We start from the raw sequence: 20,975 nt of genomic DNA on the forward strand, positions 1-20,975 counted from the left end.
CGCCAGAAGAACGCAGGTCCGGGGTCGGCCCACATGCGCTGGATGACGAAGCCGCTACAGGTCGAACCGGAGTCTGCCGACCTCGGTGAGGCTGCTGCCGGCGCGGCGCCATGCGGGGCGTTCGGCGCCGACGTCCAGCCGGAGTGCGAGCTGCAGGGTCCAGGTGCCGGCGCCGAAGGCGTGCGCGCCGGGACGGACGAGGACCGCTCGGGTACCGTCGTCGCTCCAGGCGAGGACGAGGTCGGCGAGGGGCTCGTCGTCGGCCATACCGGGAGGGGTCAGAGACCAGGTCAGGCGTTCCCAGGGTAGGGGCTCGGGCAGGTCGAGCAGAAGCGCGAGGACGCCGCCCCGCGTGACCGTCGAGAGTTCGACGATCGGCGGCGTCGGCCGCCACGGCGTGCCGAGCGCGGTCGTCAGAAGGTCATGGACGTCGCCTGACTCCGCGTGTGCGTGGGAGACGGCCGTGCGCGCGGCCTCGGCGAGCTGCGGGAGCTCGACGGCATCGCCCGAGGTCACGGCTGCCGTGAGCGCGGCGCGCGCGGCGTCGACGGCGTCCCGGGCGGCGGTCAGGCGGGTCGCGCCCGCGGCGGCCTGATCACTCAGGTCCGCGCGGTCCAGGGCCTCGCTGGGCTGCGGCCATGACTGTCCGGCGAACGTGTCGAGGAGGTCGGGCAGGCCGAGGTGGCGCGACGTGGTGAAGCTCCAGGAATGCGTCGCGGTCCGTGGCGCGGAGCGCACGATCAGGTCGGTGAACGCGCATCCCGGAGCGGCAATGCCGGAGAGCATCCCGAAGCGGCCATCGACCAGCGACGTGGTGGCGGTGAACTCGACACCGTCGATCGTCGCGGTCACGCTCGTGCCCTCGCAGCGCAGCCCGAGGGCGTACGTGGTGCCGGCGTCAACCTCGCCATCGTCGTGCCAGAGCACTCTGATCAGCCCGGTCCGGCCCGATCCGGGGTTGTGCTCGACGAGGGAGCGCACGCCGCCGGTCGTGAGCTGCAGCGCGAGATAGGCATCGGGTCCCGTGTGCCGGGCGACGAGGCCGAACGTGCCGGATCCGTCGGGCCGGGCGGTGCATTCGACCCCGTAGTCGGTTGCGTCTCCGTCTCCGGCCAGCGCGGCCACCGGCAGGCTGTCCCGCCGGGGCCGCGCGATCGTAGCGGTGCCGCCGGAGGCCGAACTCGTCGTCGCGGCGCCGCCCGTGGACAGCACCACCTGCTCGAACGCCGCGAGGTCGTCGAAGGCGTCGGTGAACAGCGGCCTGGTCGCCTGGAGTTCGGCCGTGTACAGGCACTCGGGAGCGAGCGCGGTGCCGGGCCACGCACGGGCGCGCAGTTCGTCGAATGCGGCGCTGTCGCTGCTCCAGGTGTAGAGCCCCACACCGCCCGATGCCGCGCCGCCGGGGTCGTCCTCCACGACGTCGCAGACGAGACGCTCGTCCATCTGGCAGCGGATGCGCGCGCCCTCCGCCTGAACGGCGAGGCGCGTGGCGGCCCCCGGCTCGTACGAGCCCGGCGACGACCACAGGTCGCGGGCGATGCCGCCCCGGACGCGGGTCAGGCGCAGGCGCTGCGCCCCGACGCTGAAGCGGTAGTAGTCGCCGGTGCCCTGCCAGCGGAACACCAGGCCGAACGCGCCGTTGGCGGCCCAGGCCAGCGTCTCGACGGCGAGGTCCGCGACATCGACGTCGACGCAGATGTACGCCGTGCCCGGCTTGTCAGGCGACACGGCGGCGCGGTCGCCGCCGGCCACGTCGACGTCCTGGAGCAGGACGCCGTTCTCCAGGTGCCAGTTCGCCGCCCGTGTCTCGGCCTGATCGAGGACGTGCGGCGTCCAGACCGTCTCCAGCGTCCCGGAGAAGTCGTCGTACAGCAGGCCGGGCAGCGCGGCGCGCACGTGGTCGTCGCCCGCCAGGCCGAGCCATTCGACCGCCCCGGTACACCCGTCGAGACGGGAGAGCCAGCTCGCCGTGCTCGTCGTGAGCGTCGTCGTCGGCGCCTCCTCCCAGGCGTTGGCGAACACGAGCTCGTTCCCGGCCTGGTCGAGCGCCGGGTGCCCGTCGTGGTCGTGGACGCCGATGCGCAGATCGGCCCCGTACATCTGCTGGACATGGGTGGCGTCGAACTCGCAGCCCAGGTCGTAGGCGCGGAAGGCCGGGACGGCGCCCGGGCTGGGAATGCTCCATTGGACGTAGGGCGCGGTGTCGCGCAGCACGCCGCCGTGGGGGAACCGGTCCGCGCCGTCCGCCTGCGGGCCGGGCAGCCAGCCGGGGACGATGCCGGGCGGGCCGCCCGTCTGGAACTGCGCGACGTGGAGTTCCTCGATCCGCTCCACCTCGTTGCCGTTCTTCGTCAGGAGGGCGCGTGTGGTCACTTCGAGCAGGTAGTGGCTGTCGGGCTCCAGGATCGGCTCATCGCTGGACCAGCGTTCGGCCGAGGCCTCCAGCAGCTCATGGCCGCTGTTCCAGCTGTCCTGCCCGTCGGCGATGGTCTGCGGTACCCAGCAGACGCTCACGAGCGCGGGCTCGACGTTGAAGCCCCAGCCCAGGGTGACGGCGTCGATGCCGGTGGCCGCGACCCGCAGTGTGATCGTCCCAGGGAGCCCCCAGTCGACGGCGACCTGCTCGCCGCCCGTCCATCCGCGCAGCACTACCCAGTCGCCGATCGGAACCTCGACGGTCATGGTGACCACGGCGGCGGGCTCAGGGAGCCCGATCCACAGCAGTCCGGGTTGCGGCGTGCCGTCCGGCGCGGTCCCCCAACGCAGGGCGATCGCCCGCCGCTCGCCCAGTGTGCGTATCCGGAGGTCGGCCTCACTGCTCAGCGTGGCCCCCTCCTGCACCCAGAGCTGGGGGAGGCCGTCGCCGACCTTGTAGTCGCTCCAGTCGATGCAGGTCAGGCCCGAGGGCGGTTGTGGCGCGCAGGGCCAGGACGGGAGGCCGTCCAGGAACGAGTCGGTCCAGCGACGTGACGTGGAGCGGGTGAAGGCGAAGGGCGAGCGGGCGAAGAGCTGGAGGCGCGAGCCCGCCGCTCCGGCGTCGGGTGTCCAGGTCGCGAAGACCGAGCCGGTCACGTCCTGCCAGTCCTCATCGGGATGGCTGCGCCGCCGCCGATGCAGGCGCAGCCCCGCCAGGGCATAGGCGGCGTCATGGTCGCCGATGGCCGTCGTGGGCGGGCTGCCCGGCGGGTTGTCGGCCACGGGCGTGTCGTCGCCCATCGGCTTGGCGAAGGTGAGCAGCACGCGGGCGTCGAGCGGCACCACCGGCGCGGCGTCGTCGGGGTCGTCCGCCGTGCCGCCGCCCGCGGTCGGCGACCATGACTCGGTGCAGCGCTCGTGCTCGACCAGTGCCGCCGTCCACGGGTCCTCGATCACCGGCGTCTCCGGCTGGCTCCATTCGAGCTCTATGTCGACGTCGAGGTCCTTGAGCGGTGCCGGCAGCGCCACGGTCACCGACAGCGTCCCGCTCACCAGGTACGGCGCGAACGACGCGCCGTGGAGCCCGGCCCCGACGCTCAGGCCGATCCCGAACGGCCCGACGGCGATCGCCGTCTCGCCGCCGAGGTCGAGCCCTCCTTCGAGCTGGGCCGGGCGGACGGACAGGGACGCCGTCGCGGCGATCCAGGCGGACAGCGTCAGCCGGACCGGGCCGAACCGCCAGGAGTCGCCGAAACTCACGCCGAGCCCGGTGCCGACGCCCCGGGCGTCGAGCATCAGCCAGGCGTCGGCGTGGAAGAGCGAGAGGATCTCGGCGCGGATGCGCATGCTCTCCGGCTCGTCGCGGCCCAGCCACAGGTGCCAGGCGTCGAGGCGGTCGAAGTCGAAGAAGGCCTCGATCCCGGCCGAGATGTCGATGACCTTCGGGGCGCTCCACGCCGCGTCGATCCCGAGCTGGAGCGTGCCGGCGCGGCCGTCGAGGGCCGCCAGCACGCTGAGGGTGCCCTCCTCCGCCGAGCCGCCGCCGAGGCCCGCCGGGGGCTTGAAGAGGTCGGCGGTCCCCTGGAGCAGGATCACCGGTCCCGGCAGCAGCACGACCAGCAGGGCCTTGGCGTTGACCGAGTAGCCCGCGTCGGGCAGCGTGCCGAGGCTGAGACCGACGCCGAACGCCCAAGCGCCCTTGTCGGCCGACCACTTGAACGGATCGGTGACCGAGAAGGGATCGGGGACGTGCTTGTACCACCCGTACCAGTCGCCCCGGTCGACGGTGGTGGACGCGTCCACCACGACGTCGGCGTTGGTCACCAGCGGCGACATGTTCATCCCGAACAGGCCCTCGAGCCCGTACAGGGCGGTGCCGGTGGCGGCGATCGGGATCGGGACGTCGACGCCGAGGTGGACGAACACGTAGGTCGTGGTGGCGTCGCGGCCGATCGTGACGCCGGCGTCGATGCCGATGTCGAGCGCGTCGAGGCCGAGCGACATCGCGCCGGTGAACAGCTTCGCGCCGGTGGCGGGATCCTCGGCCAGAGCGACCTCGCCCTCGAACCCGAAGGCGTCCGGGATCCCGAAGAACACGCCGATGCCTTCGAGCGCGAGCGCCGGCAGCGCTCCAGGCCGCGCGGGATCCCAGATCACGCGGAGTCCTCGCGCCGAGGCACCGGCGGGGAGCAGCTCGGTGAGCCTGATGGCTCCGTCGACCCCGAACCAGCGGCGCCCGTCCGGTTCGGAGCCGAATCCGACGCGGGTGAGTTCCATCCCGAAGCCGTACAGGTTGAGGGCGAGCGGTTCCTGGAGGTCCAGCCAGGCGCCCGCGATGGTGATGTTGCCGTCGGAGCCGATGCCCAGCTCCTGGATCGTGACGGCCGGCCATTGCAGCCCCGGCGATCCGACGGTGAGCTGGAGCACGCCGCTGAGCAGCAGGCTCGCGCCCGCGTCGTCGATGCTCAGGCCCAGGCCGGCCAGCTCGAACGTGCCGAGGCCCGGGACGGTGAGGTCGACCAGGGCCTCCGGTCCGGCCTGCGCGAGGCTCACCTGCACGCCGCCGTCGCCGGACAGGCTCAGCGCGACGTCCACCGGCTGGTCGAAGAACGGGACCTGGAGGGTGCCGCCGATCGCGCAGCCGGTCAGCCCGTTCTGCACGAGGGTGATGCCGAGCGTCTGGAGGGTGAAGCCGAATCCGGTGAGCGATCCGTCGAGGCCGAGCTGTTCGAGCGCCGCCGCGGCCGTGACGCCGCCGCGGCCCAGGAACGCGTAGTCGAGCCGCAGCACCGCGCCGTCCGCCGACTCGACCGAGGCCAGCTCGGTGGTGACGTCCTCCAGGTACAGGCCGGTGAAGTCCGCCGGGGTGCCGGCGGGGAGCTCCTCGCTGCCGGGCGTGAGCCAGCGCAGGCCGCCCGCGCTGATGATGACGCCGGTCTCACCGATCATGCAGCGCGGCAGCGCGGGGGTCCCGCCGAACTCGACCTCGACGGGCTGCTCGGTCGCGAACCGCAGCGTCGCGGTGCCGAGCGCGACATCGATGGTGGCCACGTCCGGATCGGGCTCCGCCGAGCCGGGCAGCAGCGGCCGGAGGATCGTCTCGTCGACGCGGAGGACGACGGCCACGTCCAGCAGGCTGAGACTGACGGCGAAGCCGCCCGCCCGGGTCTCCAGGCTGAGCTCGACCGCGCAGACGGTGAGGTCGCCAGCCGGGGCCAGGACCAGCGTGGCCGCGTCGCCGAAGGGCGCGAGGGCGACCTCGTGGTCCAGGACGAGGACGATCCCGCCCAGGTAGCCGTTCTCGACCGGCTGGACGGCGGCGTCGGTGAAGAACGCCTGATCGAGCAGAGCACCGAGGTCGCCGTCGAGGTCGACGAGGTCGCCGGGGACGTCGGCGGCGGTGAGCAGCCCGGACAGCGGCGTGAGCGATCGTCCTTCGATCTCGTTGACGGTCAGCATGGCATCGTCTCCCAAGCCGCGGCTAGCGGTAGAACCCGGCGGCCTCGTGCCACTGCGTCACCGCGATGCGTTGAATGGTGTTGAACCGGGCGTTCAGGTTGTTCGGCGGCTGGGCGCCGACCCATTTCTTCAGCCGGGTGTCCATGTGGTCGGCGTTGTCGCAGGCCGTCGCGAAAGTGGCGTTGAAGCGGATGTAGGCCAGGAAGCGCCGCTGGAGCTCGTCGGCCACCGGCACGGGCGGCACCTTGCCCGCCAGGTAGGCCTCCATGTCGTCCAGCCGCACGTGCAGCTCGGCGGCTATCAGCTCGATCGCGGCGGCCCAGCCCGCGACGCTCGCGACCTGGATCAGACGTGTCCCGCCGGCCTCAGCCCGCGGGATCTCCCCGACCCACCTGACCGCCGCGGCGGTCACGGGGTCGACGTAGCCGGCCGTGACGAGGTTGAAGTTGTACTCGGCCAGCTCGTCCGGCCTGGCGTTCGTCGGGATCGGGGGCGCGCTGCCGTCCAGCATCTTCCCGCCGGTCCGGTAGAGGACCAGGTCGAGCCCGAGAGTGCCGAACGCGGAGATCACCTCGTCCGGATCGAAGTCGAGCTGAGCGTTGATATTGGCCGTCAGCGTGTCGCCGACGCCCTCGCCGAAGACCACGGTCTGGAGGAACTCCGGCGCCATGCCGTGCCTCCCCGCCGATTCGCGGATGAACCCGTACACCGGGGCGTAGCTTGCGCTCTCCGGCCGGTTGGTCGGCAGGATGTACCACCTGAGGACCTTGGCGTTCCAGGCCGCCTCGGCCTGGGCCATCAGACGGCTGCGGACCGCCTCCACGCCCGCGTATCCGTGCCACACGTAGAGCGTGTCGTACGGCCGGAGATGCGCGTAGACCGTCGTGCTCTCGACGCCGGTGACATCGATCGTCACCGTGGTCGCGGGCAGGCCGACGACCTCCGGCGGGGGCGGCGGCCGCACGCTCAGCGTCAGCAGGTCGCTGGGCGGTGTCGCCGACGGGTCCTCGGAGCGCGGTATCGCCCACAGGGTGTACGACCCGTCGGCCAGCGGCAGGTACACCTGCCCGGCCAGGGGAATGCGTAGCGACTCCGCCGGCCCACCGCCGGCCGGCGCCCAGCACAGCCGGTACTGCGGGTAGGGCCGCTGCGGGGCCGAGCCGACCGGCTTGCCCGGGATCGCCGGCCGGACCAGGTCGATCCGCCGGTAGGTCAGGCCGCCCGGCAGGGGCGCTATGAGCGCGGCCCGCACGGGCACGCCGATGGCGTGGTCGGGAGCGTACGCGGTCAGCTTCGCCCCCTGGAACAGGCCCCAGGCCGAGATCACCGAATGGCTCGGATGGGCGGGGTTGTAGAGCACGTCCTCCTCGGTCTTCAGCGCCGGTTCGACGAGGAGTTCGCCGGAGAGGTCGTCGTACTCCGGCCGCTGGTCGAACCAGGCCGGGTCGCGTACCTGCTCGGAGAGGCTCGCCACCGTGACGCGCAGGACGGTCCGGGTGCCGCTCGGCGCCAGGACGACCGCCGGCATCGGCTTGAGGGCCGTGTCCCGTCCCGAGTCGTCGGGGTCCTGAAGGCACGGCATGCCCGCGGTGCCGTTGAGGAAGCAGATCACCACCTTCTCGTGAAACTGCGGATCGTCGGCGCCCACGATCTTCCCGTCGAACACGAGCGAGCCGGGCGCCGCCTCGTCCAGGGTCGTGAACAGGAAGTCCCTCGTCAGCCGGACCCGGGAATAGCGCACCGTCGCCGGTACGCGGCCGATCAACGGGATGTGGAAACCGAAGGCGTCGTCGAAGTCGGCGCTGCCGGCGTTCGTCCGCAGGATCAGGTCCCCTTCGACCGGCCAGTTCGGGTAGGCGGCGGGAGTGACGTCGGCCGGGTCGGCCGGACCGCCCACCGTGGAGTCGGGAAGAAAGAACAGCGTCCCTTCCCAGAGCGGCGCGATCTGCACGTCGGGCCCCGCCGTCCCCGGTTCGAACGAGATCTCAAGGGTCTGCGGATACACGTCGGCGGGCCGCGGATCGCCCTGCAGCGGCGCCTCGCCCACCTGGACGTCGACCAGGCCGAACTGCTGGTCACCGCGGATCGGCGTGCGGAGAAAGTGAAAGTCGCGCATGTGACCCCCGCTACGGCCGGACCGGTTGAATGGTGAAGTCGACGGTGGCGTTGCCCGCGGCGTCTTTGGCGAGCACCCGATAGTCGTACGCGACGCCCACCTCGGCCGTGCGATCGACGAACGTGAAGTCGTAGGCGGACGCGGTCGCGCCGATCTCCGGTGACACCGACCGCCACACGCCCCCACCCAGCGGTCGGCGCTGGAGCTCGCAGGTCAGCGCCTTCTCGTCGGCCCGCCAGGACAGCCGCACCGCCTGCCGGCCTCGGTCGGTGACCCATGCCGCGGCGACCCAGGCTGGTGGGTTCGGCGGCAGCGTGTCGACCACCCGGGCGGCGGCGGCCGGGGTGGGCCGCGACACGTTGCCCCAGGTGTCGACCGCGGCGACGCGGTAGAAGTACGTGCGCAGGCCGGGCAGGTCCTCGTCGGAGTAGCTCAGCAGGCCGGCCACGTCGGCCGTGTCGGCCCGCACGACCGTCAGCGGCTCCGCGCGCCGGACGTCGGCGAGCGGCTCCGGTGACCCGGCGCGCCAGATCCGGTATTCGGCCAGGTCCGGCTCAGGGCCACGCAGCCACCGGGCGGTCACCTTGTTCTCACCGGCGAGGAGTGAGACGAGCACCGGCATCGCCGGCGGGGTCACGTCGCGCACCTCGACGAGCGGAAAGGCCGCGCTCCACGCTCCCGAGTTGCCCGAGGCGTCGACGGAGCGGACGCGGTACGCGAAGCGCCCCAGACCGCGGCCGTCGAGGGTATCGGCGAACGGGGACGCGGCGATCGTGCCCGCGTGCGCCGGGCGGAACGCCTCCTCGTTGCAGGGCAGTTCGGCGAGTGCCATGACCGCGCGGTTGAGCTTCCGCGGGTAGTACCAGGCGCTCCAGCCGCGCCAGGCGGCGAGCACCGCCAGGGCGTCGGGGTGCGTCTCCAGGTCGGAGGTCAGGTCGGCCACGCTGATCGCAGGATGGTGCTCGGCCAGCCACTCCTCCGACGCGCCGAGATCGTCGAACGGGCCGCCGGTGTACGGCTCGACGCCTGCCTGGCGCGCGCCGCGGTCGTTCTCGAACAGCGCCGCGACGCTCGCACGCAGTACCCGGTAGCCGACCGCTCCGGATACGGGCGCGAACTCCAGGCCGTAGGCGGCCCGCCCGTACCAGTCGGCCGGCTCGGCCAGGTCTGCGGGGATGTCGCCGCCCTGTTCGGGCGGCAGTTCGACACGTACGGCGGACGGCGTACCGCGGTGCGGAACGCTGACGCGGGCCACCCGCGAGAGAGGCCCTTCAAGCCCGGTCCGTGAATCGCGGGCTTCGTGTCCGGTCCGCGAATCGCGGGCTTCGTGCCCGGTCCGGGACTCCTGAGCTTCGTGCCCAGGCGACCGAGTCCGGGCGGGAAGGTTCGGCGGCACCGGGTCGTGCAGGATCACCGCGTCGACGTCGCAGGTACTGACCGCGACCAGCGTCAGCGCCAGCCGCTCGGCCGCCGCCGGCCCGGCGTCGATGCCCGGGAGCCACACCTGGTACCGCGCCCCGGGCCACACCGTGCACAACTCGTTCGCCACCGGCCAGGCCGTGACGCCGTCCGGCTGCACCACGCCCTTCACCTCCAAGCTCGCCGATGCCGGAGACTGGCTGAGGACCCGGAACGCGATGCCGCCGGAGACCAGCCGGCCGGGCGTCCCGGGTGATGCCGGTAGCGCGTGATCGAGCATGACCGTCGCGGAGCCGCCGGTCTCCACGACCGAAAGGATCCGGGCGGTCACGCGTGGGAGCGACCCGACCGGCTCGGTGTGGACGTCGGCGCCGAACGTGCGCGGGACGGCCAGGTCGGTGCGCAGGCCGCTGGTCTCGGACAGGTGGACCGTGAACGGCCCCGTCGCCGGCCGCGCCGTGGGGGCGGTGAGGTGGGCGACCTCGATCGAGGCGTTCGCACCGGCCGTGTTGGCCACCACCGCGAAGCTCGTCCCGCCGACCCGCAGCCGCTCTCCGGCCAGCCCGTCCGCGCCGCCCGGCATCATGAGGCCGGTCTCCAGCCGGCTGCGGTCGCCGAGGTCGACGACCGCGAGCACGGTGCCGTCGAGCACGTTCGGGTCGCCGCGGCGCGCGTACACGTACACGCGGAACTCGCCGTTCGGCTCGACGCCCGGCGCGGAGATGCGGCGGTCGGCGGGCCATGTCCACCACACGAGCAGCCCCGGGCCGTCACGGTCCACGAACGTGCGCTGCTCGTCCGGCAGATAGGGATCGGCCGGGTCGAGGTAGGCGGCCCCGACCGCGTCGGGCGGCGGCGGGACGGTCCCGATCGGCACCGCGACCACGCGCCGCTCGCTCCACTCGCTGAGACGCCCGAACGCATCGATGCCGCGCACGCTCCAGGCGTACGAGGAGGGCGGCAGGCCGCGCTCGATCCAGCGGTGCGGCACGTCCGGTCCAGGCCGGCGCCGCGCGGCCGCGGGCGAGTCCGTGAACGCGGGCGCGGGCCGCTCGGCGTTGCGGATCTCCATCACCGGAGGCGTGCCGTGCCCGTCCGCCGCCCGCGCGCGGCCGACGTGCACCCGTACGGGACGACCGGCGTCCCGGACCGGACTCGACTCGCCCCAGTCCAGCCCGACCAGCCCCGTCGCCCCATCGGTCGCGCCGTCGGGGTCCAGGCGCGTGGGTTCGGCGGCGGCCCCCGCCTCCGTCAGCACCAGCTCCTGCACGGTCTCGGGTACGGCCGGCGAAAGCCGCCAGGCGTAGGCGGCGAGGTCGCCGACGACGCCCGCCCGCTCGTACAGCTCGACCTCCACCAGATCGAGCGGGCCCGTCGACCACGTCACCGCGTCGATGCCGTCGGCGTCCTCCAAGGTCGCCGCACCGAACAGCGCGAACGCCGTGGCGACCCGCTGCGCGCCGCGCCAGGCCGCGAACTGCACGGCCGGGTTCCCGTCGAGGCGCAACGTCACCGCCGGCATCGGCGGGTCGAGCCGGAGACCGGCGGCCGTGCCGATGCGCGGGGCGGTCACGCGCAGCGCCCGGCCACTGTTCGTCGCGACTGTCTCCAGTCCGGCGGTTCCTGTGAACGTGACGCCCTTGAGGGCGAGGGTCGGCGAACCGACGTCGCCCTCCGCCAGCCCGTCGAACGTCACCGTCCGGCCCGGATAGCGGACGTCACCGTGGTGAGCGACCACCTTGTAGTCCCATGAGCCCTGATTGACCGGGTCGTGCCAGTAGAGGCCCAGCATGCGGGACACGTCCGGATCGACGGCCATCAGCGCCAGGAGCTGCGCGGTCCGCATCCCGAGCCGCGGTGGCGTCGCAGCGACGGCCGTGTCCGTCGCGTCGGCCGGCAGCACGGCGCCCCGCCCATCGCGCAGGAGCGCTTCGACGAGCGGACCGAGACCGTTGGCGAACGCGCCGGCGAGGTCGGCCCGGTCAGGCAGGGTCGCCGAGAGCCGGCGGTTCGCCTCGGCTCGCGTCGCCCCGGTGCCGTGGAGGTTCGCCGGGTCGTTCTCGGTGCCCGGGGTCACCACCGGGACCAGGATGGGCCTCTCGTGCAGCGGCTGCCAACCGCCGACCTCGTCGGCGTCGCCGAAGCAGACCCCGCAGATGCGCATGTCGTCTCCGATGAGACGGCAGACCACGGCGTCCTCGGCCCACACAGCGGCCTCCCAGCCGCCGTTCCCGCGCCTGGCCGCGCGCCGACGGGCGATCATGCGGGCGGCGGCACCGGCACCGTCCAGCACCTCCATCAGCGGCGGCGGGCCAACGCCGACCGCCCGAACGGCGGCCTTCCGGCGTGGCGCGCGCACCGTGAGGCTCCGCAACCCCGGCAGCCGGAGAGCACCGTTCGGTGGGCACGCATTGAGATCGACGAGGACGGCACCCGGGTCGACCTCGAACTCGTAGTCCAGCCACTTCCAGCTGGTGAGCCCGTCCCGCGGTGGCAGCAGGCCGTTCGCGGGATCGCTGCAGACCCATTCGGGCTCGCGGTGGGCGCGGCGTGACACGTGATAGCCCTGGCCGGGAAACGAGAGATCCGGCCGCAGCGCCCAGAGCAAGTGGACGCCTCGGGCGAGTACGTCACCGTCGGCGAGCCCCTGTCCACCGTCGGTGCCGAGGCCAACTACAGCGTGCCAGCTCTCCAGGCCCACAACATTCATCTCCAGCCGTTACGGCCAGGGTTCGGGGACCCAGCGACAGCGTCACGTCAGTTGCGGTGAACGTACAGCGCGGCCATGAACCCGTCCAGGTAAAGGCCAATGGCGGCCGAGGTGCGCCTCGCCCGCGCGGTCGCGGCAGCCTCTTGGAGAAGTAGAGGTGCGATCGACGGCGATGCGGCGGAATTCATCGGCGTGACGATGACACTGGACAGCCTCCAGCACAACAAAGGAACCGCCCGGACGCATGGCGTCCGGGTGGTTCGTCGACTCGGGTCAGGCGAGGTCAGCGGCTGGAGTGGCGGTAGGCGGCGAGGAAGGCGGAGTTGATCGGCCCTGGGCAGTTCTTGTAGCTCTTGTACTGCCTGCCGTAGTTCGGACTGTGAGAGCAGGTCCAGGCGCTACCCGTGCCCGTCTTGTAGTAGTCGTCGTGCTCCACCTTTTCGGAGCTCGGGTAGGTGATCTTGTGCTGGGCGTGGAAGGCCGTTGCCTGGTAGACGGTGACGGCGTCGTCGGCGTACGAACTCATCACCGTCCAGTTCGTGCCGCCGGTCGCTTGGAAGTTGCTGTTGGGAAGGCCGTTGAGCCACTTGAGGTGGGCGCTGGTGGGTCTCAGTTGCTTGCACTGATTGGTGCCGCACAAATACGCCGCGTCTGAGCCACGGTGCGGCGTGCCCAGGGTGACGACGTCCTCGACGTACAAACTCGATGGGAAGCCCGCGTGCCCCCGCTTGACGCGCGCGATGGCGTTCCGGATGACGAGCCCACCCATCGAGAAGGCCACGACGTCGACCGTCTTTCCCTTTCTTGTGTAGTTGTTGTAGATATTCCAGGCGAGCGACTTGGACACGTTCTTCAGGTCGGTGTCCTTGTCGCCGCCGTACTCGACGGTGCAGTTCTTGTCGGCTTTGTAGAAGCCCCAGGTGATCAGGTTCCCGGTCCACTTCTTGTTCTTGAAGTGGTCTTTGGTCTTGTTCCACATCTTGCAGTCCACCCCGCCGGACCTCTGGTAGCCGTGAACGAAATAGACCGCGCGGTCCATCTTGTCCGCACGGGCGGGGGCGGCCGCTGCGGCCAGTGGGGTCGTCCGAGTCGCCGGTGTGGGGGCGCTGAGCGCCGGTGCGGCCTGGAGCGTGGCGGCCATTGCGATTGCCGTCGCCGCGACGATTCTGGCCGCCCAACGGGGTCTGCCTGGGGCTTTGATCTCCATCCGGGGGTCTCCTCCTTCTGGCGCCGACATCGGCATCAGAAGGCTCGGAGAACGTGGTTGGAGCGAGGTTGAGAACGGGATGGAAAAGGAGGCGGTGGAAGACGAGGGAAACGTTGCTCAACGGCGATCGCCGAGGTTCAGGAGCAGCCGCTCGGCAGCCCTCGTTCTCGCTGACACCATCAACTCTCGGGTTGGCACTCGTAGCGGGCGGCGATCGTGGCGGCGCGGTTGCGCAGGGCGGTGCGCAACCACTGCGGGGCCAGGGCTTCCGCGCTCGTGGAGAGCTGCCACAGCGCCCATTCGGCGTGCCGTGAGTCTTGGAATGTCACCTCCAGCCGCAGCCAGCCGTCTGCGTCGGCTTCTTCGGCGAGGACGGCCAGCGCGGTGCTCACCAGGTCCTCCCGCCGCGTCGGGTACACCCGTAGCAGCACGGTGACTTGGTCGCCTCCGGTTCGAAACCGCGTGCTGCGTTCCTGCCAGGCCCGGTCCAGATCGACCCGGTCTGGTCGCTGTGCGGGTTCGGGGAGTTCCTCGGCGGCCACGATCCGGGACAGCCGGTAGGTGCGGTCCGCGCCGGACCTCGTAGCCAACAGGTAGCCCTGGTCGCGTACGGTGACCAGGCCAATCGGGTCGACCGTGCGCCACTTGGGGGTCTGGCCCGTGGCCGCGTAGTGGATGCGCAGCTTGTGTCCGGCGAAGACCGCGCGCCGGACCTCGGCCACGATGGTGTCGGGCACCTCCTCAGTGTCCAGCCGGCGCGACAGCAGGTCGGTCTCAGGGTCGATGAGCAATCGCTGGACCGCGTCGGCCGCGGTGTCCCGGTGGCCTTCGGGTAGCGCGTCGACGACCTTGAGCATGGCCGAAGCGAGTGCCGAGCCGAGGCCGAATGCCTGCGCGCCGCGCCGCGATCCGGCGATCAGCAGGGCGAGTGCCTCGTCGTGGTTCAGTCCGGTGAGCTCGGTCTGGAAACCGGGCAGCAACTCAAAGCCGCCGTGCCGGCCGCGTTCGGCGTAGACCGGGACGCCGGCCGCGGACAGCGCCTCGATGTCGCGCAGCACGGTGCGCGTGGACACTTCTAGCTCGCGGGCCAATGTGGCCGCAGACAACCGACCGCGCTGGCGCAGCAGCAGCACCAGCGAGACCAACCGGTCGGCGCGCATACGACAAACTTTAGACGGAATATGCGACACAGAATGTCGTGTTTGTCTGTGACCACCCTGCGCGGTCACTCCGTACGTTCTGGGCGCGCAAGCAGTTCCCCGCGGGGCCCAACCTCGGCGGTCGAGCGCTCAGGCGCATCATCCCCGTGGCCCTGGCAGGATGCGCGGGTGGCCCGTCTGGTTGAGGATTCCTGGGATCGGATCGTCGTTTGGCTGCGTCGTCACGCGCCCGCTTCGGCCGCGGAGCTCGGTCCGCCGGCGACGGATGACGACCTCGCGATCGTGGAGGCGCTACTGGGCCGGACACCGCCCGCCGACCTCCGGGCGTGGTGGCGCCGATCCTGCGGAACGTCCGGATCTCATCGGCTGCTGCTGATGCCGCGCTACACGCCGTACACGATCGACGAGGCAGTGGACAGCCGGGAAGTGATGCTGGAAGTCGCCTCTGCCTTCTCCAACGATGACACCTCACTCATCGCAGAACCCGCCGGCTCGCCGTGCACCCTGTGGTTGCCGGTGTGGTTGCCCATCGCCGATGACGGGGGCGGCAGTTACCTCTTCGCCGACCTGCGCCAGGGTCCGCTGCACGGATGCATCATGAAGTGGGACAAGTACGAAGGCGCCGTGGGCAAGCCGCTCTGGCAGGGCATCGCCGAGATGCTTGCCGGGATCGCCGACGCGCTCGAGCATGGCATGGACGTCCAGGGTGACCGGCCCGAGGTGTGCGATGACGACACCCTCGACTGGGTCTAGGCCCCGCATCACCGGAAGATCACCGCACTGCCGCCAGGCCTTGAGGAAGCCGTCGAGATCGTCCTTGCCTCCGCCAGCCCTTTGCCTGATTCAGCGCATCGACCAGCACGTTCGCAGGCGGGATGGGACGCTCAGGAACGTGGCCGTGACACCCCGTAACCTTGCGCATGTTCCGGGAACCACTGAGTTCCTTAAGGCGCGCATGCCGTGCGGTCATGCCTTGCGTGCCGGGGCCGTTCGGCCGACTGGGCTTGGATCACTCCATGCCTGTACCAGCGTCGGCGCCCAGTACCGGCTGGGCAGGATCATCGTGCTGTCCAGCTCAGGATGGACGATGAGTGGGAACAGCCCGCCGCGCAACACTCCGTCTGGTAGATGGCGGCGCGACACCAAGACCGTGGTGGTGAACAGCGGTAGGCTGCCCGCCATGCTGCGCGGCATGCTGCGCGGCACCGGCGCATGGGGCGCGTCTTCCAACTCGTTGGCCAGCGTGTCGGAGATCGTCTGCAACTCAGCGTCGGCCTGCCGGGAGCCCTTGAGCGCGAACAGACGCTGCGCCACCTCGGCAAGAAGATCAGGCCGGTCATCCAACATCGGATCTGGACTGTAAAGGATCTCTGCCGGAGAGTCGTGGCGCCCCTTGCCGAACAAAAGGGTGTTGGCCTGAACGAGGCCGCCCCACACCACGCGCCCCTGTTCAAGCAGCCGATCCTGTTCAGCCATGACGGCTTGCAAGGGAGCATGAGTGTCTTTCCACACCCATCGCGGCGGAACCAGTCTCAGGTATTTCTTGCGGTCTCGACGATCAAAAGTTCGCGGAGCCGCCCCGAACAAGGACCGGCACTGCTCCAGAGTCTCCCCGGCGTACATGGTCATGATCCCGGGACAATAGCGGCCCCTCGTTGACGCGGCCTCACGCTGGCTGGAGGCGATCCTTCAGGTCTTCCGTAGCTGTGCGGTCGGCAGCGTCAGAGTCTTAGAACCGTGCCATGGCAACCAACGCGCCAGACACGTGCCCGCGCCGAAGACAACGCCGGCTGGGCCCGGAGGTCTCCCGGCAGGGCCGTCGACACGGCCGCTGCCACGAAACGACCACTGAGGGGTTTCCGCAGGTGGATGCAGTGAAGTCAGCCCCGTAGTCGGGTGAGTGCCTGCGGGGTCAGGTGTCGCGCGAGTTCGTCCAGGAGGGCAGCGATCTCGGCGACCCGCTGTGGGTCGTCGGTGTCCAGGGCCGCCGCCAGTGCGGTGTCGATGGAGGTCGACCTGATCGCCTCCACCCGGCTGGAGGCCTCGGGTGCGGGTTGGATGAGGAGCCGACGGCGGTCGCGGGGGTCGGGTTCGGTGGTGATGGCGCCCGCTTCGCGGAGCCGGGCGACCGCTCCCGACACGGCGCTTTGCGGAAGGCCAGTCCGGGCGGCGATCTCCCCGACGGCGCTGCCGGGGTGGGCGCGCACGTCGCTGACCACGATCAGGACTGTCCGGACGCTGGTGGAGTGCCGACCAATGCCCTCGGTGGGCAGGGCCTCCTCGCCGATCTTCATCAGGGTCCGTCCCAGCAGGAACAGCTCGACTCCGTTCATGCCACCAAGGTACATCAACTTTGATGCATCAAAGTTGATGCATCAACTTTGATGCATTATGGTGGATCACGAAGCGGGCCGAGCCGGGCCCCTCGACCGAGAGGAATCCTGATGGGCACCACCACCATGACGACGGGCAGGCTGCGCCTGCCGGGCGCAACGCTCTACTACGAGGTCCGCGGCACCGGCCCGATACTGCTGATCTCTCAAAGCGGCGAGGGCGACGCCAGACGCAGTACGGACCTGGTCGACCAACTGGTCACCGACTACACCGTGGTGACCTACGACCGCCGCGGCCTGTCCCGCAGCACCATGGACGACTCCGCCCGGGGGGTGACCTTGACCGAGCACGCCGACGATGTGCACCGCCTGCTGGCCGAACTGACCGACAAGCCGGCGCTCATGCTCGGCTGCAGCCTCGGCGCTTCCATCGGGTTTCATCTGGCCATCGACCACCCCGGCCAGATCAGCATGCTCATCGCTCACGAGCCCGTCACACCGCGGCTGCTGCCCGCCGACCAGCGCACCCACCACGAGCGGGAACTGGAGCACATCCAGCGGATCCACCGCCGCGACGGCCTGACCGCAACCTTCAAGATGATCGCCGAGGTACTCGGCATCGACACGGCCAACCCTGACGTGGAGCCCGGCCTCACCCCGCAGCCGCTGACCCCTCAACGGGTGAAGAACTTCAACTTCTTCATCGAGCACGACTTCACCGCGGTCATCCGCGACAGCCTCGACACCGCCGCTCTGACCGACACCCCGACCCGCATCATCCCGGCCGCCGGCCGCACCACTCCGCGCACCGTCTTTGACCACAAGTGCGCCGCAGCACTAGCGGACCTGCTCGGCGCGGACCTGCACCAGTTCCCCGGCGGCCACAACGGCAACACCACCCATCCCAAGGCCTACGCCACCGCCGTGCGCACCATCCTCAACAATGTCGCCTGACCACCACCCCATAAGGCGATGCGGTATCCCGGTAACCCGCGAGACGCCGATTCCAGAGTGCCGCCTCCGGCTCACTCCTCAGACAGCACGTCCCGCCTCGTCCGGAAGGCCACGTTCGGGAGAAGCTCCCCGGCAAGCACCGATCGCCTGACCGGGCTCTGCCGGTGAGACCAGCGCGCCCCAAGCAGAGCGCGCTGGTCGGTGCCGATCGCTCTACTTGTTCACGCAGTAGTTCCCGAAGGTGGGGTTCAGTAGCCCGACCACGTTGATGGTGTTCCCGCAGGCGTTGACCGGTACGTGCACCGGGACCTGGACGACGTTGCCCGAGGCGACACCCGGCGAGTTCACCGCCGCGCCTTGGGTGCCGGGAGCGCGCCGCGCGGGCAGGCCGGGGGCGCGCTTGCGCTCGTCGCTGCTGGTGGAGTCGAAGGTGGGATTGAGCGCCCCGATGACGTTGGCGCTGTTTCCGGTGGCGTTGACCGGTATATGCACTGGGGCTTGGACCAGGTTGCCCGAACCGATTCCGGGCGACTTGACCGCTTTGCCGTTGCCGTCGGCACCGTGGGCGCGGGAGTCGATTCTGTGATCGTCCTGGGCGTTGGCTGCAGTGGTGTGCATGCCGAGGACGGCGGTGATTGCCCCAGTGAGGAGGGTGGTGGTCAGGAGCGCCCGCATACCTGCCTGCTCTCTGCTATCGGTTCGGCCAACTGGTGACCATGTGCAATTAAACTACTACCGATAGTCATCTAGCCGTCCGTGGTTGTGTGGGATCGAGAGCAATGCCAGGGCCCCAGGTAGGTGACTGGCGCTTGGGTGGCGGATCGAGCCAACCACCGAGAGAGGCGGCCTCATCGTCGCCGAGCCAAATTGCCCTGCACCACTAAACGATATATCGCCGATTGGTCGATAAGTATCGTTATGTCAACTTAAGCCGAGGGTGTCTGGTCTATGACGTTCTGGAATCTGGCGATGATGTGGGCGCTGCCTTTGCTGGCGCCAGCGGAAAAGTTGGAGACGTCCACGACAGCGACGGTGGAGTTCCAGCGGCCGAGTTTGACTCGGCCGTCGACGTCCGTGTCCGATAGCGCCGACCAGGACCCCTCGACCCGGGCCCGGACCTGGACGAGTTCATCGACGAGGGCCTTTACCTCGTGCGTCGCGTTCCCGCGGTCTTCGCTGACCTGGGGTGGCGCCGACTGGACCATCACGCCTCGGCTGGAACGACTACTACCGCTCCACCGAGGTATTCGAGCACTCTGCGCTATAGACTCGGCACGCTACGTGAACATACGGTGACGTTCTCCGCAGTCATGGAGAAGGAGAGTCACATGAGCGACGGCGTGGCGCCCTGGTACGGGCGCAGCTTCGACCTGCTCGACACCGACCGCAACGGAGTGATCGAGGCGAACGATCTGGCGGCGCTGGCCAATGGGCTGCTTCACGCGGGCGATATTCCCGTCGACTCGGCGAAGGGTCAGGCGCTCCGTGCCGCGTACCAGCGCTTCTGGGAGATCATCAGCGAATACGCCGACGCCGACTCGGATCGGCGGATCACGCGCGAGGAGTTCATCAACGCGATGGACGGCGGGATGAGCAGGGGCTCGATGTTCACCGAGGGCGTCACCGACGCGGTCGCCGCGGAGTTCGCGGTGGTCGACGCCAACGACGACGGACAGGTCGACCTGGCGGAGTTGCAGAGGTTCCTCCAGAGCGCCGGCCTCCCGGAGGACGAGGCACGCCAGACCGCGGCCGACATCGACCTCAACGGCGACGGCATCGTCTCCCTGGAGGAGTACGAGCAGGCCTGGCGCAGGTACTACCTCGGCGGAGACCCACAGACCCAGTCGTAGCGCAGCGGCTCCGTCCGAGTACTGACATATCGGCGATTGGTCGATAAAAGTCAAGTCGGTCGGGCCGCTAGCGCACGGCATTGTCTTGCATCCACACGTCGTGGCGCAGCGGTCGCACAGGTCGTGTGTGGCATCCCCCGCTCAAACGGTGGCGGTTGTCGCATCAGCCTTACGCCGCCGCCAGTAGTGAACGGTGACGGCGGCTAGCAACGGCGGCCAGGCGAGCATCGGGGCGTAGCAGGCGTTCATCAGCCACAACGCTGCCCCCTTGGGCTGGTCGGCGCCGGCAAAGAACGCGGTGTAGATGTAGCCGACGTTGTAGAGCATCACCGCCGCCACTCCGAGGGCAGCGGGAACGACCACCGCCAGCGGCCTTATGCGCCTACCACCCACGAACGGCACCCAGCGCGGCCACGTCTCACCCCACGGTTGGACCAGGCCCAGGGTGAGGAACGCGAACACCTCGGTCAGCACACCCAGAACGATCACATAGACCGAACCCCATCCCGGTGCCTGCAGTGCGTCCATGAAGTCCTGATCGAAGCCCATCGAAGTACCCCACGCCATCGGCAACCGCCACAGCCCCGAAGGGATGGCTGCCAGCGCCGCCGCGTGCGCCGCCCACACCGCCCACCGGGGCACGCCCGGCAACGTACGGAACGGCGACCTCCGCTTTGAACGGGCCGACAATGCCTGCAGGGCCGGAGGCTGACGGTCGTGCTCATTGATCGCTCCTTGAGGGGTCCTTCATCTGGCCCTCACATGTTTGCGATCACTCGTACCGCACACCTCCCCCGCACCGGTGAACCCCGTCCCGCTCGCTCCCCCGCCGGTACTAGGCGGCATTCCAGCCCTTGACCAGGGATGAAGCCGATCTGAATCCATCATGACGCCGCTGACTGCTTGGCTTCTGAATCACATCTCTGTGATCGGATCTGACGGAAGGGGCACGATGAAGTTCCTGAGAAGGTTGGCGGTGCTGGCCTTGCTAGCGGTCGCCGCGCTTCCCCTGAGCGTTCCCGCGAACGCCGCGCCGACCACGGCTTCGGCCCAAACGGCATATGCCCCCAGTTGCCCGTCAAACAGACTGTGCGTGTGGTCGGGCTCCTACTTCTCGGGGAATCGCGGGTCTTACCTAATACCCGACAACAGTTGCGTCAACTTCATCACGCCTCCCAAGTACTCCGCTTACAACAGACAATCTCAAAGCATCACCCTGTCGGAGGGAACCTGCGCGAACCCAGGACGGTCCTTCTACATCGATCCCGGCGAGGAGGTACGAGCAATCCTCCCGAACGGAATCAGATCTGCCTCGCGGTGTAGCTTGTGTCGCACCGCAGATGGCAAGTAAA

General features: G+C 69.9%; 14 protein-coding genes and 2 pseudogenes. 4 read left to right on the top strand and 12 right to left on the bottom strand.

Going from position 1 to position 20,975, the window contains the following annotated elements; all coding sequences use genetic code 11:
• Positions 1-54: 54 nt before the first annotated feature.
• From ACH34W_RS15750 to ACH34W_RS15775, 6 genes are all read right to left on the bottom strand, one after another.
• A complete protein-coding gene (locus tag ACH34W_RS15750) occupies positions 55-5,874 on the bottom strand; it encodes a hypothetical protein (RefSeq protein WP_395961606.1) in 5,820 nt (1,939 codons plus the stop codon).
• 22 nt (positions 5,875-5,896) lie between these two features.
• Positions 5,897-7,990 carry a hypothetical protein gene (locus ACH34W_RS15755; protein ID WP_395961607.1) on the bottom strand — a complete coding sequence of 698 codons (2,094 nt, stop codon included), beginning with the start codon at positions 7,988-7,990 and terminating at the stop codon, positions 5,897-5,899.
• 10 nt (positions 7,991-8,000) lie between these two features.
• Positions 8,001-12,119: a hypothetical protein gene (locus ACH34W_RS15760; RefSeq protein WP_395961608.1), complete on the bottom strand. Its 4,119-nt coding sequence runs from the start codon at positions 12,117-12,119 to the stop codon at positions 8,001-8,003.
• 47 nt (positions 12,120-12,166) lie between these two features.
• Positions 12,167-12,307 (bottom strand): hypothetical protein, encoded by a 141-nt coding sequence (locus tag ACH34W_RS15765; protein WP_395961609.1) that lies wholly within the window; start codon positions 12,305-12,307, stop codon positions 12,167-12,169.
• 95 nt (positions 12,308-12,402) lie between these two features.
• The gene (locus tag ACH34W_RS15770) at positions 12,403-13,326 is read right to left on the bottom strand and encodes an esterase/lipase family protein (RefSeq protein ID WP_395961610.1); all 924 of its coding nucleotides are present in this window, start codon (positions 13,324-13,326) and stop codon (positions 12,403-12,405) included.
• Between the two features lie 179 nt (positions 13,327-13,505).
• Positions 13,506-14,486 carry a helix-turn-helix transcriptional regulator gene (locus tag ACH34W_RS15775; RefSeq protein ID WP_395961611.1) on the bottom strand — a complete coding sequence of 327 codons (981 nt, stop codon included), beginning with the start codon at positions 14,484-14,486 and terminating at the stop codon, positions 13,506-13,508.
• 168 nt (positions 14,487-14,654) lie between these two features.
• On the opposite strand from ACH34W_RS15775, the gene ACH34W_RS15780 reads away from it, so the two are divergent.
• Positions 14,655-15,239: an SMI1/KNR4 family protein gene (locus ACH34W_RS15780; protein ID WP_395961612.1), complete on the top strand. Its 585-nt coding sequence runs from the start codon at positions 14,655-14,657 to the stop codon at positions 15,237-15,239.
• A 213-nt stretch (positions 15,240-15,452) separates the two neighbouring features.
• Here ACH34W_RS15780 and ACH34W_RS15785 read toward each other — a convergent pair whose 3' ends face one another.
• Both ACH34W_RS15785 and ACH34W_RS15790 read right to left on the bottom strand, forming a co-directional pair.
• Complete coding sequence (locus ACH34W_RS15785; RefSeq protein ID WP_395961613.1) at positions 15,453-15,962, bottom strand: hypothetical protein; 510 nt, start codon at positions 15,960-15,962, stop codon at positions 15,453-15,455.
• Between the two features lie 404 nt (positions 15,963-16,366).
• On the bottom strand, positions 16,367-16,819 hold the full coding sequence (locus ACH34W_RS15790; protein ID WP_395961614.1) for a MarR family winged helix-turn-helix transcriptional regulator: 453 nt from the start codon (positions 16,817-16,819) through the stop codon (positions 16,367-16,369).
• 111 nt (positions 16,820-16,930) lie between these two features.
• Between ACH34W_RS15790 and ACH34W_RS15795 the strand changes: the two genes are divergently transcribed.
• Positions 16,931-17,773: an alpha/beta fold hydrolase gene (locus tag ACH34W_RS15795; protein ID WP_395961615.1), complete on the top strand. Its 843-nt coding sequence runs from the start codon at positions 16,931-16,933 to the stop codon at positions 17,771-17,773.
• 213 nt (positions 17,774-17,986) lie between these two features.
• On the opposite strand, the pseudogene ACH34W_RS15800 reads toward ACH34W_RS15795, so the two are convergent.
• From ACH34W_RS15800 to ACH34W_RS15810, 3 genes and pseudogenes are all read right to left on the bottom strand, one after another.
• A pseudogene (locus ACH34W_RS15800) lies at positions 17,987-18,139 on the bottom strand (chaplin); the annotation flags it as partial.
• Between the two features lie 60 nt (positions 18,140-18,199).
• Positions 18,200-18,448, bottom strand: a pseudogene (locus tag ACH34W_RS15805) (chaplin); the annotation flags it as partial.
• 251 nt (positions 18,449-18,699) lie between these two features.
• Positions 18,700-18,981, bottom strand: coding sequence for a hypothetical protein (locus ACH34W_RS15810; protein WP_395961616.1), 282 nt, complete (start codon positions 18,979-18,981; stop codon positions 18,700-18,702).
• 120 nt (positions 18,982-19,101) lie between these two features.
• On the opposite strand from ACH34W_RS15810, the gene ACH34W_RS15815 reads away from it, so the two are divergent.
• The gene (locus ACH34W_RS15815) at positions 19,102-19,623 is read left to right on the top strand and encodes an EF-hand domain-containing protein (protein ID WP_192809802.1); all 522 of its coding nucleotides are present in this window, start codon (positions 19,102-19,104) and stop codon (positions 19,621-19,623) included.
• A gap of 141 nt (positions 19,624-19,764) precedes the next feature.
• Here ACH34W_RS15815 and ACH34W_RS15820 read toward each other — a convergent pair whose 3' ends face one another.
• Positions 19,765-20,265, bottom strand: a complete 501-nt coding sequence (locus tag ACH34W_RS15820) for a hypothetical protein (RefSeq protein ID WP_395961617.1) — start codon at positions 20,263-20,265, stop codon at positions 19,765-19,767.
• Between the two features lie 310 nt (positions 20,266-20,575).
• Between ACH34W_RS15820 and ACH34W_RS15825 the strand changes: the two genes are divergently transcribed.
• A complete protein-coding gene (locus ACH34W_RS15825) occupies positions 20,576-20,974 on the top strand; it encodes a peptidase inhibitor family I36 protein (protein ID WP_395961618.1) in 399 nt (132 codons plus the stop codon).
• Position 20,975 lies beyond the last annotated feature (1 nt).

The organism is Actinomadura sp. 6N118 (assembly GCF_044326415.1).
Lineage (GTDB): Bacteria > Actinomycetota > Actinomycetes > Streptosporangiales > Streptosporangiaceae > Spirillospora.